This window comes from Acinetobacter legionensis (assembly GCF_048551735.1).
Taxonomy (GTDB): domain Bacteria; phylum Pseudomonadota; class Gammaproteobacteria; order Pseudomonadales; family Moraxellaceae; genus Acinetobacter.
Window position 1 is genome coordinate 21119 of record NZ_JBIMBV010000015.1, and the last position, 13799, is coordinate 34917.

Sequence of the window (13799 nt, forward strand, 5' to 3'; positions counted from 1 at the left end):
TATCAAAACAAATGCATTCCTATAATAAAATCTCGAAGCATTCCAAGTCCTGTAATAATCAGCATGATTGCCATAATTTTATTTAAATAATTAAACCATTTAGGATCAGAAATTTTATCCCCTAAAAATTTACCCGCCAAAGCATATACGAACGGCGCTCCAGCAGCACCAATAGAAATGATTAAAGATACAACGAAAATCATCACGCCAGTAATTTTAGCCGCAGGATACATAATTGTCGTGACGGGTAAAATCACCAGAATTCCTTTAGGATTAAATAATTGAATTAAGAAACCATTTAAGAAAGTCAGTTGGTATTCGGCTTTTTCAGTTGTTTCTAAATATACTGTCAACATTTTAACAGCGATATAAAAGGTATATACCGCCCCGACCAAAGAAATATAGTCTAGCCAATTGTGAGGAATAACAGCCTCACCAACATAGCCCAAGGTCAAAAATAGAAATAACATTGCACAACCCACCCCAATGAAAAAACCAATGGATTGTTTAAGCCGCCCAAGCAGTCCTGAATTCAATCCAATGAAATTTACAGGACCAGGGCTATACATCACACTCAAGGTATAAAGAAAGATTTCCACAACAACACTCAACTTTGATCTAGACGAATTTCAAAAGATCAAAGTAAGTCTGTGGAAATATTTTGTATTGTACGTTTGTGCAGAACTAGCTTTTATTTTCTACATAGCGTGCAAAATTATCTAAAATTGCTTGCCAACCTGCTTGCTGTTGTTCAATTGGATATACCGTTTCAGGATCAAAACTAATCCTCACCACAACAGCATCATTTTTCTGTTCAAAGTAAACTTCAGCATTTCGTTCGCCAAAAGAATAAGCAATTTTTTTAAGGGGAATAATTTCAGTATATGTACCCGAAAAATCAAAGCCCATACTTCCATCTTTAGCTTCCATACGATTTGAAAATTGACCATCCACACGTAGATCATTTTTAGAATTGACTGTGTGCCAATCTGCTGAAGCGGTATTCCATTGTTGTATATCCTCTGGATTATTATAAATATCCCAAACTAATTCGATTGGTGCTGTCACCACAGACTCAACGGTAATTCTTGCCATTTTTTTCTCCTTATATCTATTTTGAGATTCAATTTATTGATTGAATTATCATGGTTTTGATTATAATTTAATCACATCTATACTCATTATCGAAACTACAAAAACCACACATATTAAAGTATACATTTAGATTATTTATTCTAGTCATTCAAGGTTAGAATAGTCTCAAATTTAAACAAATGCTGATGATTTTTCAGATGAAATTTAGAACTTGCTATTCACTTAAAGCATTATCAAAATTGATACAAGTAAGCAGCTTTGTAGCCTTAAATACGGCCTTTGTATCCGTCACGTTTGCTGAAAATCTAAGCTATGTACAAGCAGAACAATATTTACTTGAAAACTCTTATACCACCCAAGCCAATCAAGCACTCAGTCAAGCTTCTAAACTTCAAGCAGAAGCCGTCAAAAATATTGGTCTACCTCGCATCGATTTAAATGTACGTGCCTATAAGTTTCATACTGAAACAGATATTCCACTAAATGGGGTCAAAAATAATCTAGAACAGACGCTTTCACAAGGGGTGAATGATCGGGTTGATCAATGGCAATCTGAACAGAACATTCCATCGAATATCACAGATCCTTTAAAACAAGGACTAAACCAAGGAATTCATAGTGGTATTGGCTTAATTCCAGATACAGCCAATGTTGTCCTTGAAGATCAAGTTGTTCGCCCTACAGTTTCTGTGATGATGCCAATTTATACTGGCGGGATTACCTCGACAACAAAGCAGATTGCCAATTTAAAAGTTGAACGTAGTCAACTCGATGCTAAACAACAGCAAGATACACAACGTTTTGAAGTGATTCAGGCGTATTTTAATGTGCAATTACAACAACAGCTATTCAATGCCAGTCAATTCAATCTGAGTGCAATGCAACAACACTATGACAATTCACTCAAACTTGAAAAACAGGGATTTATTAGCAAAGGACAACGCATGCAATTTGAAGTTGCGCGCAATAATGCCCAGCGTTCAGAACAAAATGCTTCGGCAAATTTACAAGCCAGTCAGTTCCAACTTCAAAATTTATTGCATAAATCCAAAATTGATCAATTGACGACACCTTTATTTGTCAATCGTCAGCAAAGCCAATCACTCAACCAACTCCTTGCTTCTTATCCTGAAACTTCAAGCCTAGTTCGAAAAATGCAAATGGATACACAGCTTGCCAATCAGAATGTCAAAATCCAGAGCGCCGCAAAAAAACCAACCCTTTTTGCGTTTGGAGAATATAGTTTAGATCAAAACCAAAATTGGATTGTGGGTGTTGCTGCTCGCTACAACCTATTTTCAGGGATTGATAAGAACAAAAATGTCCAAGCCGCTGAATTACAGAGATATGCAACAGAGCTTATGACAGCGCGCACCCAACAAGAGATTGAGAATATTATCTACAAATCCTATAGTGAGCTCGCCACAGCACAGCAGTCCAATCAATTACTACAACAAAATGAACAAGCAGTGTTAGAGAATTTAAGAATTCAACAATTATCATTTAAAGAAGATATGGGCACCGCCACTCAAGTCATCGATGCACAGAATCAACTCAGCCTACTCAAAACCGAAAAAGCACTCAATGCCTATAAATACGTGCTCTCCCTAGCAACTTTGCTACAAAGCCATGGTTCTATTGAACAATTCAAAGACTACGTCAATCAAACTAATACAGATTATATTCGTTAAGATGGAGCATAAAATGACAAAACAGCATGACCATCACAATGGACAAAATGATTCATCTTCAACTTCGCAAGCTGATGCAAACTCAGATATTTCATTAAATGAAAATTTAGTTCATCCAGAAATGAATACACAAAACAATACAGATCCGACCGCTTTATCTGATGCAACTGTAGCGCAACAACCTACAGCCGACCAAATTGAATCTGAAAAAGACACACCAATCAAAGATTCGGCACAGGAACAAAGTGCTGCGACAAACATCAACAACGATCAAAAACCTTCTAAAAAGAAAACTATTCTGGTCATTGGCGCAATAATTTTTATTCTATTATTGGGATTGATTGCGTTTGGTCTATGGAAAAGTTATCAGCCTAAAACAGTAGATGTTCAAGGACGTGTTGAAGCTGAAACATTACATGTCAGCACTAAAGTTCCGAGTCGGATAGAAGGCATCTTTGTCAGCGATGGTCAAAAAATTAAAAAAGGACAACTGTTAGTTACTCTAAGTAGTCCAGAAATTGCTGCAAAAAAACAACAAGCCCTGGCAAGTTTACAATCCGCCTTAGCCTTACAATCGACAGCAGACAGAGGTTCTCAACAAGAAAATATTGATACCTTATATGCCAATTGGCAAAGTGTAAAAGCGCAAGAAAATCTTGCAAAAATGACCTACCAACGTGGTGCTAACCTCTTTGCACAAGGGGTTATCTCGCGTCAACGACGTGATGAAATGCATGCCGCTGCACAATCAGCCACTCAAATGAGTGAAGCTGCTTATCAGCAATATGCACGTGCAAAACGCGGCAGTACCGCTGAACAAAAATCTGGGGCTGATGCACAAGTCGAGATCGCGAAAGCCGCTGTTGCGGAAGCCAATGCTTTAGATGCAGAAACCAAACTATACTCTCCTGTAAACGGCACTGTATCTAAAACTTACGGTAAACCCTCAGAACTGGTGGCTATTGGTGTTCCTGTTGTGAGTATTATTCAAGATGAAGAAAATTGGGTCAGTTTAAATGTCCGTGAAGATCAATACACCCAAGTTTATCAAGCAAAAAGCTTAGATGGTTTTATACCCGCACTCAATAAAACAGTGTCATTTAACATCAAAAATATAGATGCTGAAGGTGAGTTTGCAACCATTAAAACCACACGTCAGACAGGTGGTTATGATATTCGTAGTTTTAAAGTTAAGCTTACACCCGCTGAAGCCGTACCTGAATTAAAAGTAGGCATGAGTGTGATCTTTAAATTAAAAGAGAGCCAATAAGCATGTGGACGGGCATGTTAAGAGAGCTTCAATATTTGCTCAAGCATAAATGGGATTTATGCTTAGTCACACTTGCCCCGCTCTTTGTGATTATTTTATTCAGTAGTATGTTTTATGCAGGAAAAGCTGAACATTTACCGATTGCAATTATTGATCAAGATCAAAGTGAACTTAGTCGCAATATAGAAAAGTATCTTAGTCATAATCATACGGTTTCAATCTACACTGTATCAGATAATCCCAATGAAGTTGAGTATCTGCTCAATCAGACCAAGATTTGGGGATATGTGCATATTCCAGCAGGTGCTGAACAACGTCTGGTTCAAGCACAAGATTCACAGATCAGTATTGCTTTTAATCAGTCTTATTTTAGTATTGGCAATGGGATTTCTTCAGCGATGCTTCTCTCTACAGTTGAAGCGATTGCTGATTTTGCAAAGAATTCATATTTTGAAAATAAAATTCCTTATGCTGAACTTTCCACAGCAAATATAAAAATTTCTCCCCTGTTCAATCCCAATCTCAGTTATGAGTTCTATTTAGAACCCTTTATGATTCCAGCAATTTTGCACTTATTGCTGTGTTGTTGTGTGGCTTTTGCAGTGGGTCAAGAATTGAAATACGGCACATTAAATCAATGGGTTCAAGACAAATCTGTATTAAATGCACTTCTGGCAAAAAATATGGTCTATGTGTTAATTTTCTGTTTTTGGACTTGGGTATGGCTGTTTTGGCTGGTGGTAATCCGAGGTTGGTTCATTGCTGGTAGTCTATGGATGATTTTACTTGGACAGTTCTTACTTTATTCAGCCTATGCACTCATCAGTAGTAGCGTCGTTCTCGCAACTAAAAATTTATCTAAAACTTTTGGATTTATTGCAGTCTATGGTGGCTCTTCGCTAAGTTTTGCAGGTGTCACGCTTCCCTTAAATAATGCACCAATTTTTACCAAATTTTGGGCCAACATTATTCCCTATACACCTTATGCGAAATTACAAACTGAGCAATGGGTTGTTGGCAGTCCTAGTTTTATTTCGATGGTTCCTTTAGCCATCCTTGCTGCATATTGTATTTTCTATTTTGCATTATCAAGTTTACTCCTCAATAAAAATTTAAGGGGCGTAAAACATGATTAAATTCTTTAAAGAGCTCGCTCGATACTATGTAGACACTTTTAAAAATATTGGGAAAAACTCGTCTATTTTGACCACTATGGTGCTTTCAGTATTTTTTTATAGCATTTTTTATCCTACAGCCTATAAAGCGCAAACTGCTGAAAGTTTGCCGATTATTATTGTTGATGAAGAACAAAGCTATCTGAGTAATACCATCATTACTGAAGTTGCCAAAAGTCCCAATATAAAAATTACTGAAATCACTGGAAATTTTGAACAAGCAAAACGGATGGTTCAAGAGCAAAAAGCCGATGGTATTTTGTTATTACCTGAGAACCTATCCAATAGTGTGGTTCGAGGTGAGGCTGGTGGTATTGGTCTATATCTCAGTAGTGCTTATTTTCTTAAAACCAAACAGATTGGTTTAGGCTTAGCCACTGCAATTGAAAATGCCGTTGCAGAACAAGCCGAAAGGTTTGGCAAAATTTCACATTTCCAAGTCGCGCTTCCGATCCATCAAATTCCGCTGTTTAACACACTTTCAGGATATGGCAGTTATATCTTTCCTGCAATTGCGCCTCTGATCATTCACCAGACTATTGTTCTAGGATTGTGCATGTTGATTGCGGGGTATCGTGAAAGACGATGGCGAGCCACAACTACTGAGTTTTTGGGAATCTATTTAGCAGCACTCACGATTGGTTGCCTCGGCTGCTATTATCTATTTGGTTTCACTTACTGGATCAATGACTATCCGAGAGGCGGCAATTTTTGGGGCATGTTGTTTTCCGTTCCGATTTTTATTAGTTGCGTGATTGCAATGGCAATGCTTTTAGCCAGCTATCTAGATATTTCAGAACGTGCTGGACATCTGATCGTTTTCACCTCAATTCCATTGTTTTTACTGTCAGGTGCTGCTTGGCCCTTGCAAGCAATGCCAACTTGGATGCAGTATTTTGCTCATCTCTTCCCGTCCACTCAAGGAATTAATTTATTTATTCAGTTAAATCAAATGGGTGTGCCGATTCAGGTGGTTATTCCAAAGTTAATTTATCTCGTATGCTTAACAGGAATTTTGATGATATGGGCATATATACGCCTAATGCAAACATATAAAAAATAAAAATAGTTGTGTGAAATTTAATTTATATAATGAATTAAAATTAACAATAAAATCGAATCCTTTAATCAAACTGAACTATTTTTAATCATTTGAACGCATTTTTGATAAAAAAGTTAGTACTGCTGACGCAAATAGCGTCAGAATAGGCCATTTTCGAAATACTCTGAATACTCAGAATCTCCCACCCTAAGGCGCCCACATGCTTTAGCGGGATTTCTTTTGTGTTTTTTTGATAGAGTTTTCCTTTTCGCCAAAATCTGAATTTTAAGGGCTCAGTATGAAGAAAATGAGAATTAGCCTTGCTTGGCAAATTGTTATTGCGCTCTTCTTAGGTATTCTTGTTGGTGCTTTTTTGCACAACGCACCTGAAATTCGCGGTGACATCATTGCAAACTTTTTACAACCATTGGGTAAGATTTTCATCAATCTGATCAAAATGATTGTAATTCCACTTGTGCTTTCCATGCTGATTTTAGGAATTGCCAATGCGGGTGACAGTAAAAGTGTCGGTAAACTTGGCTTTAAAACCATTGTTTATTTTGAGATTATTACGACAGTTGCAATTATTGTAGGCTTAGTTGCTGCCAATGTATTCCAACCTGGTGCAGGCATTGATATGTCTACACTGACAACCTCTGATATTTCGCAATATAAAGAAACGACACAGGAAGTCAGCCATGAAGCTCATGGCTTAGTAAATACTGTTCTTTCACTTATCCCACCGAATATTTTTGCTGCAATGGGTGATGGGCACATGTTGCCGATTATTTTCTTTGCAGTCATTTTCGGTATTGGTCTAGGTTCATTGTCTAAAGAAACCAAGCAACCGTTGATTGACGTGTTAAAAGCTGTTTCTGAAACAATGTTCAAAGTAACTCACATGATCATGATGTTTGCACCATTTGGTGTATTCGGCTTGATCGCTGCGACTGTAGCAAACTTTGGTTTTAGTTCATTATTACCATTAATTAAACTTGCTGTTTTAGTTTATGGGGCAATCCTGTTCTTTATCTTTATTGTGCTTGGTTTTGTGGCTAGATTCTGTGGTTTTAGTATCTGGACAATTATCAAAATCTTAAAAGATGAACTTATTCTTGCCTACTCCACTGCAAGCTCTGAAACCGTTTTACCACGTATGATGGAAAAAATGGAAGCTTATGGTGCGCCAAAATCAATTACCAGTTTTGTTGTTCCTATCGGTTATTCATTTAACTTAGATGGTTCAACACTCTATCAAAGTATTGCTGCTATCTTTATTGCACAACTTTACGGTATTGATTTAACCATCACTCAACAGCTTGTTTTGGTCTTGACCCTGATGATTACCTCTAAGGGTATCGCAGGCGTTCCTGGTGTGTCTTTCGTGGTTCTATTGGCAACTTTAGGCAGCGTGGGTATCCCACTAGAAGGCTTAGCATTTATTGCGGGTATTGACCGTATTTTAGATATGGCTCGTACTGTATTAAATGTGATTGGTAATGCACTTGCTGTTCTTGTAATTAGTAAATGGGAAGGCAAATTCGATACTGAGAAACAAAAATCTTATAATTTTGATGCCACACATTAATTTTTTAAGATCAGAAAAACCACCTTCGGGTGGTTTTTTTGTACATGCTTAACTGAGATTACCTACCTTTTAGACTACTTTCAATTCCACTAATCGCTCCAAAAGATTGAATATATGATATGCAGAATAATTAACTTTCTAGCATTGATCAAGATACTGTTTTAATGGCGTTTTACCCTTCTTTAAAATGATTTTAATCTGCGCTTTTTTACCTACTTTGACAAATTCTTGGATGATATAACCATCTTTTTCAAGGCATAAATTCCAATCATAAACTTGCACCCCATGAATTACTAAGCTTTCAACTTTCCATTCGGCCTGTTTTTCAAAATTCACTATCCCCAATTTATTTGTGAATTTTTCATCGTATTGATCATCTATTTTTGCAGGATGTACTGATGTTACTAACACGATTTTTACATCAGGAATTGCTACTCCCTGCTCATTTACAACAGTCACAGTCACTTGAGGCTTCTGTGTTTTATATATCGGGTAACAGCTAGTTAAAGAAATCAGTATTGGTACTAGAAATATGCTTCTTTTCATGATCTCATCTATTTAAAAAAATTTTGATTTTTCTAAATCAATTCTCTCATATTAATAATTTTTTTATTTTCATCATCTGACATTTTTGTATTCCCATATAAGCTATCCAAATAAGGCGGCTTATATTTACTTTAAATTATTAAATAGTTACCTTTATATTTTAGATTTCATAGAAGAAAGACCAATGAGAAACAGCTATTTAATTGCAGTCATGCTATCAAACATATTTTTAAGTCAAGCACATGCTAAAAACGATGATGTAGCACAATCTTCTGAATATATTTCTAGTGGCGCAGAGGCTGGAATTGTATCTATTGATGCTATACAGGAAGCAGCTTTGGAAGCTGAAAATGTTGATTTTGACATATCAACAAGTACAGCTGCTTCAGATGCGGCGGCTGCAGCCGCTGATGCTGCAGAAGCTGCTGAACGAGAAGCACAAGCAACAGAAAAACCATCTAAATCAAAATGAATAGAAAGTGCTATTTGCAGTAAACATGCAAATAGCTTGCTCTTGTGTTTATCTCATGAACATATCTTTATCAGAGATAAAAACCACAATAAAGTGCCTTTTGTCATTAGCAACTAAAAACTCTCAATCAGAGAACGTACTCATTTCGTTAGCTACGCGATTAAATATGCACTGAGAATAATCAGCATTTGTATAGCTAAAATAACACTAAACCATTTCCAGCCTTTTTGGCGAAGGATGACCTTATCTGCTGTTGAATAATTGACTGTTCTTATCATTTTATCACCTCATTCTTGCTACATCATGGAACATCTTTGGGGCAAAACATCGGTCTTTTAATAGACAATTTATAACATGCAAAAAATAAACCAACCCTAAAAGTGTAACAAATTTCCAATACCTTCATTGATGTTCATTCGAGGCTTCCCAGTAAAATTTTTTTCCGAATGACAATGAGTTAATCAATTTTCTTTGTTGAATCCACTCAATATGAGGAAAACAATAACCATCCGATTCAGCAAAAAAACGCTGACCTTTTTGATCTATCAACTCGACTTGCACACAAAAATAATCCCCATATAACGTCGAGGGCTTTAAAAGATGACCGTGATCGAAGTCAATTTTAACCATGGCTAAACTTAAATCAGTAAGAAATTTATGATGGACACTTAAGTAATCAACTAAATATTTAGAAAATCTTTGATGGACTTTCTCTAAAAAATTATCGTTAATGTCATGGTGCTGATTCAATAATCTAAAAGTAAAACTAAAGGTATTTAAATGTCTTGCATGCGTATACAGTACGCCTATACCCCAAAAGCCATAATAATCATGATAGCGATTGCTAAACTTATCCAAAATAACTCTTGTCACATCCAATAATCTTTTTTTCATTTTTAGTAAGTATTCAATATTTTCAACCATCATAGATTAAAAAAGCCCCTTACGGGGCTTTTACAATTCATTGACCTAGGATTTAATTAACCAATAAACTTACGCGCATTACGGAACATACGTAACCATGCACCATCTTCCGTCCACTCTTCAGGCTTCCAAGAATGCTGAATTGCACGGAAATTACGTTCAGGATGCGGCATCATAATCGTTGCACGACCATCTTTTGAAGTCACCCCAGAAATCGCTTCAGGAGAGCCATTTGGGTTCAGTGGATATTGTTGAGTCGCATTACCCAAGCTGTCTACATAGCGTAAAATCACTTGATTACCTGCATTTAACGCAGCAAAGTTTTCAGCAGAAGTTTCTGCACGACCTTCACCATGTGCAACAGCGATTGGTAAAATAGAGCCTTCCATACCTTCTAAAAGAATCGATGGAGATTTCTCAACTTTCACATTCACAACACGGGCTTCAAATACTTCTGAAGTATTACGGCGGAAACGTGGCCAGTTGTCTGCACCCGGAATGAGTGGCGCAAGCTGAGCCAACATTTGACAACCATTACAAATACCTACAGAGAAAGTATTGTCCCGGTTAAAGAATTTCTCAAATTGATCACGAAGTTTAGGATTAAACAGCACAGACTTAGCCCAACCACCACCAGCACCTAAAACATCACCATAAGAGAATCCACCACAAGCAACCAGACCTTCAAAGTCGTCTAAATCTACACGACCTGAAAGTAAATCACTCATGTGAACATCAACAGTATTAAAACCAACTTTATCGAATGCCGCAGCCATTTCAACATGACCATTCACGCCTTGTTCACGTAAAATCATCATGTTTGGACGGCGTTCATTGATATAAGGAGCTTCAACAGGCTCATTTAAATCAAATGTTGGTAATGCAATTATACCTTTATGATTTTTATCACCAATTAATGCAAATTCTGAATCAGCTGTTTCTACATTATCACGTAAACGTTGAATTTGATGAGAAACTTCAGTCCAAGCTTGTTGCAATTCAGCGCGATCAAGTATCAAACCGTTCACTGACAATTTATCAGAATCATTGACAGTACCAACAACGCTAATCGCTTCTTTTAAACTTGAAGTTGCAACTTCATCTGTCAAACTTGCCCAGTCTGCTTTAGAAATTTGCAATACTGCACCAATTTCTTCGGCAAATAAGCTTTCAGTAGATTGATCTTCAAGTGCTACACCTAAGCGTGAAGCAAACATCATTTCAGCAACAGTTGCCAATAAGCCACCATCACCAATGTCATGATACGCCTTGATCAAACCGCGATTATTCCAATCTTGAACCAATGCAAAGAATGCTTTGAACTCATCAAAGTTATCAACATCAGGTGTAACAGAACCAATTGCCTTATACACTTGTGCAAGGATCGAACCGCCTAAACGGAACTGACCTTTAGATAAATCAATACGTACTAGAACTGAATCTTCATTTTTCAATTCAGGTGTCAATGTTTTACGAACATCCAACACAGGTGCAAATGCAGTGATGACACCAGACATTGGTGAAGTCACAGATTTATCTTCGCCTTCGTCATTCCAAGTCGTACGCATCGACAATGAGTCTTTACCCACTGGAATTGCGATACCCAATGCAGGACACATTTCCATACCGATGGCTTTTACACCTTCGAATAATGCTTGATCTTCACCTTTTTGACCTGCGGCCGCCATCCAGTTAGCAGACAGTTTAATATCACTGATCTGTTCAATATTGGCACACATGATATTGGTGATGGACTCAGCCACGGCCAAACGTGCAGAAGCAGCAGGATTTAACAATGCAACAGGAGGACGCTCACCCATTGCCATTGCTTCACCGGTATAGCCTTGTAAGCTTGTTGTGGTTACCGCAGCATCCGCAACTGGAACTTGCCAACGGCCCACCATCTGATCACGCGATACCATACCCGTGATTGAACGGTCACCAATGGTGATTAGGAATGATTTTGAAGCCACTGTCGGGTTTTTCAATACACGGAAGATTGCATCTTTTAAATCGACTTTAGATGCATCAAACTCATCACCTTTACGTTGAATCGTTTCGTATGTACGACTCATACGTGGCGTGCCACCAAGCATGACTTGCATTGGCATATCCACTGCTTTGTTTTCAAACAATGGATCGTTTACAGTCAATTGACGTGCTTCAGTCGCTTCTCCCAATACCGCAAATGGGCAACGTTCACGGGCACAAATCGATTCAAATAACTCTAATGATTCTGGTTTAATGGCAAGCACATAACGTTCTTGTGCTTCATTTGACCAGATTTCCATTGGTGACATGCCTGGTTCAAGCGATGGGATTTTACGAAGATCAAGAGTTGCACCCAATTCGTGATCATTCACAAGTTCAGGCATTGCATTGGAAACACCACCCGCCCCCACATCATGTACAGATACGATCGGGTTAAAGTCTTCCATTCTCCAACATGCATCAATCACTTCCTGACAACGACGCTCCATTTCTGGGTTTTCACGTTGTACAGAAGCAAAATCTAGGTTTTCACCTAATTTACCGCTATCTACAGAAGAAGCTGCACCACCGCCCAAACCAATGAGCATCGCAGGACCACCCAGTACAATCAGTAAATCGCCGGGCTGAATTGCATCTTTTTCAACATGGTCAGGACGAATATTTCCGTAACCACCCGCAATCATAATCGGTTTATGGAAACCTTTTACTTCGCCATTAACATTTTGCTCAAAAGTACGGAAGTAACCATTTAACGCAGGGCGACCAAACTCGTTGTTAAATGCTGCACCGCCTAAAGGACCATCAATCATGATCTGAAGTGGTGATGCCATACGAGATGGTTTACCGTAGTTTTCTTCCCAAGGCTGTTCAAAACCTGGAATATTAAGGTTAGAAACCGTAAAGCCTGTTAAACCTGCTTTTGGTTTACCACCACGGCCTGTTGCACCTTCATCACGAATTTCACCACCAGAACCTGTCGCAGCACCTGCAAATGGAGCAATTGCGGTTGGATGGTTGTGGGTTTCCACTTTCATAAGAATGTGGGCAGCTTGGCTCTTATATTTATAAATATGGTGACCCGTGGCTTCATCTTTTTTCGGATAGAAACGCTGTGTGTCAAAACCAACAATTACAGAAGCATTATCTTTATATGCTGACAAAACATCTGTAGGTGATTCTTTATAGGTATTTTTAATCATTTGGAACAATGATAATGGTTGTTTTTCACCATCAATTGTCCACTCTGAACCAAAGATTTTATGACGACAATGTTCTGAGTTTGCTTGAGCAAACATCATCAACTCGATGTCATGTGGGTTACGCCCCATCTTATTAAATGCTGCAGTTAAATAATCAATTTCTTCATCTGACAATGCAAAGCCAAACTCAGAGTTTGCTTTAACCAGTGCATCTTTACCTTGCCCCAAAATATCAATTGAGTTTAAAGGTTTAGGCTCAGTTTCAGAGAATAAAGCTGTTGCGTCATCAATTTTATTGAAAACGCTTTCTGTCATACGGTCATGTAAAATTTGTTTTACTTCATCAGAAATTTCAGAAATTCCCTTTAAAGTAAACAAAACACCGCGTTCTAAGCGGTGTACAGGTGTATTACAGTTGGCAAAAATATCGGTTGCCTTAGATGACCACGGTGAAATTGTACCGACACGTGGCGTGACTAAAATCTGGACTTCGTCACTTGCAGCCTGACGAACTTCAAACGATGCGCCATCGTTTAAAAGCTGTAAAGCAGATTGCTGTTGTTGCTCGTTGAGCGTTTGGTCGAAAAGGTAAACCCATTGGCTTTCTATTGATTGAACAGAACTGATCGACGCAAGGCGTGTTAATAGTTGTGTTTGCTTAAAAGAAGAGTGTGCAGGTGCACCGGCAACGATAAACATGCTGTTTTTGGCTCCACGGGCAGGTTTTGGCAACCCACCTCAATGTGACTTGAAGAGAGCGCATATTCTACTGTGAAAGCAAGATTTCAGCTAGTCATATCCCACT

General features: G+C 38.0%; 12 protein-coding genes. 6 read left to right on the top strand and 6 right to left on the bottom strand.

What is annotated here, in order from left to right:
* Window positions 1–2: 2 nt before the first annotated feature.
* Both ACG9ZL_RS14115 and ACG9ZL_RS14120 read right to left on the bottom strand, forming a co-directional pair.
* Window positions 3–599 (bottom strand): LysE family translocator, encoded by a 597-nt coding sequence (locus ACG9ZL_RS14115; protein WP_419360482.1) that lies wholly within the window; start codon window positions 597–599, stop codon window positions 3–5.
* A gap of 85 nt (window positions 600–684) precedes the next feature.
* Entirely contained in the window at window positions 685–1095 is a 411-nt protein-coding gene (locus ACG9ZL_RS14120) for an SRPBCC domain-containing protein (protein WP_336953979.1), read from the bottom strand.
* Window positions 1096–1292: 197 nt separating this feature from the next.
* On the opposite strand from ACG9ZL_RS14120, the gene ACG9ZL_RS14125 reads away from it, so the two are divergent.
* The 5 genes from ACG9ZL_RS14125 to gltP all read left to right on the top strand — a co-directional run bounded on the left by ACG9ZL_RS14125 (window position 1293) and on the right by gltP (window position 7861).
* Complete coding sequence (locus ACG9ZL_RS14125) at window positions 1293–2786, top strand: TolC family protein (protein ID WP_336953980.1); 1494 nt, start codon at window positions 1293–1295, stop codon at window positions 2784–2786.
* Window positions 2787–2799: 13 nt separating this feature from the next.
* Entirely contained in the window at window positions 2800–4056 is a 1257-nt protein-coding gene (locus ACG9ZL_RS14130; RefSeq protein WP_419360484.1) for an HlyD family secretion protein, read from the top strand.
* Window positions 4057–4058: 2 nt separating this feature from the next.
* A complete protein-coding gene (locus tag ACG9ZL_RS14135) occupies window positions 4059–5192 on the top strand; it encodes an ABC transporter permease (protein ID WP_419327942.1) in 1134 nt (377 codons plus the stop codon).
* Window positions 5185–6294: an ABC transporter permease gene (locus tag ACG9ZL_RS14140; RefSeq protein ID WP_419327941.1), complete on the top strand. Its 1110-nt coding sequence runs from the start codon at window positions 5185–5187 to the stop codon at window positions 6292–6294. Before ACG9ZL_RS14135 ends, ACG9ZL_RS14140 begins: the two co-directional genes overlap by 8 nt.
* 277 nt (window positions 6295–6571) lie before the next feature.
* Window positions 6572–7861, top strand: a complete 1290-nt coding sequence (gene gltP, locus ACG9ZL_RS14145) for a glutamate/aspartate:proton symporter GltP (RefSeq protein WP_262086234.1) — start codon at window positions 6572–6574, stop codon at window positions 7859–7861.
* Window positions 7862–7999: 138 nt separating this feature from the next.
* On the opposite strand, the gene ACG9ZL_RS14150 is transcribed toward gltP, so the two are convergent.
* On the bottom strand, window positions 8000–8320 hold the full coding sequence (locus ACG9ZL_RS14150; protein WP_419360486.1) for a hypothetical protein: 321 nt from the start codon (window positions 8318–8320) through the stop codon (window positions 8000–8002).
* Window positions 8321–8591: 271 nt separating this feature from the next.
* On the opposite strand from ACG9ZL_RS14150, the gene ACG9ZL_RS14155 reads away from it, so the two are divergent.
* On the top strand, window positions 8592–8879 hold the full coding sequence (locus tag ACG9ZL_RS14155; protein ID WP_419360487.1) for a hypothetical protein: 288 nt from the start codon (window positions 8592–8594) through the stop codon (window positions 8877–8879).
* 152 nt (window positions 8880–9031) lie between these two features.
* On the opposite strand, the gene ACG9ZL_RS14160 is transcribed toward ACG9ZL_RS14155, so the two are convergent.
* From ACG9ZL_RS14160 to purL, 3 genes are all read right to left on the bottom strand, one after another.
* Complete coding sequence (locus tag ACG9ZL_RS14160; RefSeq protein ID WP_336953986.1) at window positions 9032–9157, bottom strand: KGW motif small protein; 126 nt, start codon at window positions 9155–9157, stop codon at window positions 9032–9034.
* Between the two features lie 124 nt (window positions 9158–9281).
* Window positions 9282–9806, bottom strand: a complete 525-nt coding sequence (locus tag ACG9ZL_RS14165; RefSeq protein ID WP_419360489.1) for a hypothetical protein — start codon at window positions 9804–9806, stop codon at window positions 9282–9284.
* Between the two features lie 53 nt (window positions 9807–9859).
* A complete protein-coding gene (gene purL / locus ACG9ZL_RS14170) occupies window positions 9860–13693 on the bottom strand; it encodes a phosphoribosylformylglycinamidine synthase (RefSeq protein ID WP_419360491.1) in 3834 nt (1277 codons plus the stop codon).
* Window positions 13694–13799: the final 106 nt, after the last annotated feature.

Bases quoted from the DNA above. Each gene is read 5' to 3' on its own strand.
- ACG9ZL_RS14155 (WP_419360487.1), top strand. From the start codon at position 8,592: ATGAGAAACAGCTATTTAATTGCAGTCATGCTATCAAACATATTTTTA.
- ACG9ZL_RS14160 (WP_336953986.1), bottom strand. From the start codon at position 9,157: ATGATAAGAACAGTCAATTATTCAACAGCAGATAAGGTCATCCTTCGC.
- ACG9ZL_RS14135 (WP_419327942.1), top strand. From the start codon at position 4,059: ATGTGGACGGGCATGTTAAGAGAGCTTCAATATTTGCTCAAGCATAAA.
- gltP (WP_262086234.1), top strand. From the start codon at position 6,572: ATGAAGAAAATGAGAATTAGCCTTGCTTGGCAAATTGTTATTGCGCTC.
- ACG9ZL_RS14165 (WP_419360489.1), bottom strand. From the start codon at position 9,806: ATGATGGTTGAAAATATTGAATACTTACTAAAAATGAAAAAAAGATTA.
- ACG9ZL_RS14125 (WP_336953980.1), top strand. From the start codon at position 1,293: ATGAAATTTAGAACTTGCTATTCACTTAAAGCATTATCAAAATTGATA.
- purL (WP_419360491.1), bottom strand. From the start codon at position 13,693: ATGTTTATCGTTGCCGGTGCACCTGCACACTCTTCTTTTAAGCAAACA.
- ACG9ZL_RS14130 (WP_419360484.1), top strand. From the start codon at position 2,800: ATGACAAAACAGCATGACCATCACAATGGACAAAATGATTCATCTTCA.
- ACG9ZL_RS14140 (WP_419327941.1), top strand. From the start codon at position 5,185: ATGATTAAATTCTTTAAAGAGCTCGCTCGATACTATGTAGACACTTTT.
- ACG9ZL_RS14120 (WP_336953979.1), bottom strand. From the start codon at position 1,095: ATGGCAAGAATTACCGTTGAGTCTGTGGTGACAGCACCAATCGAATTA.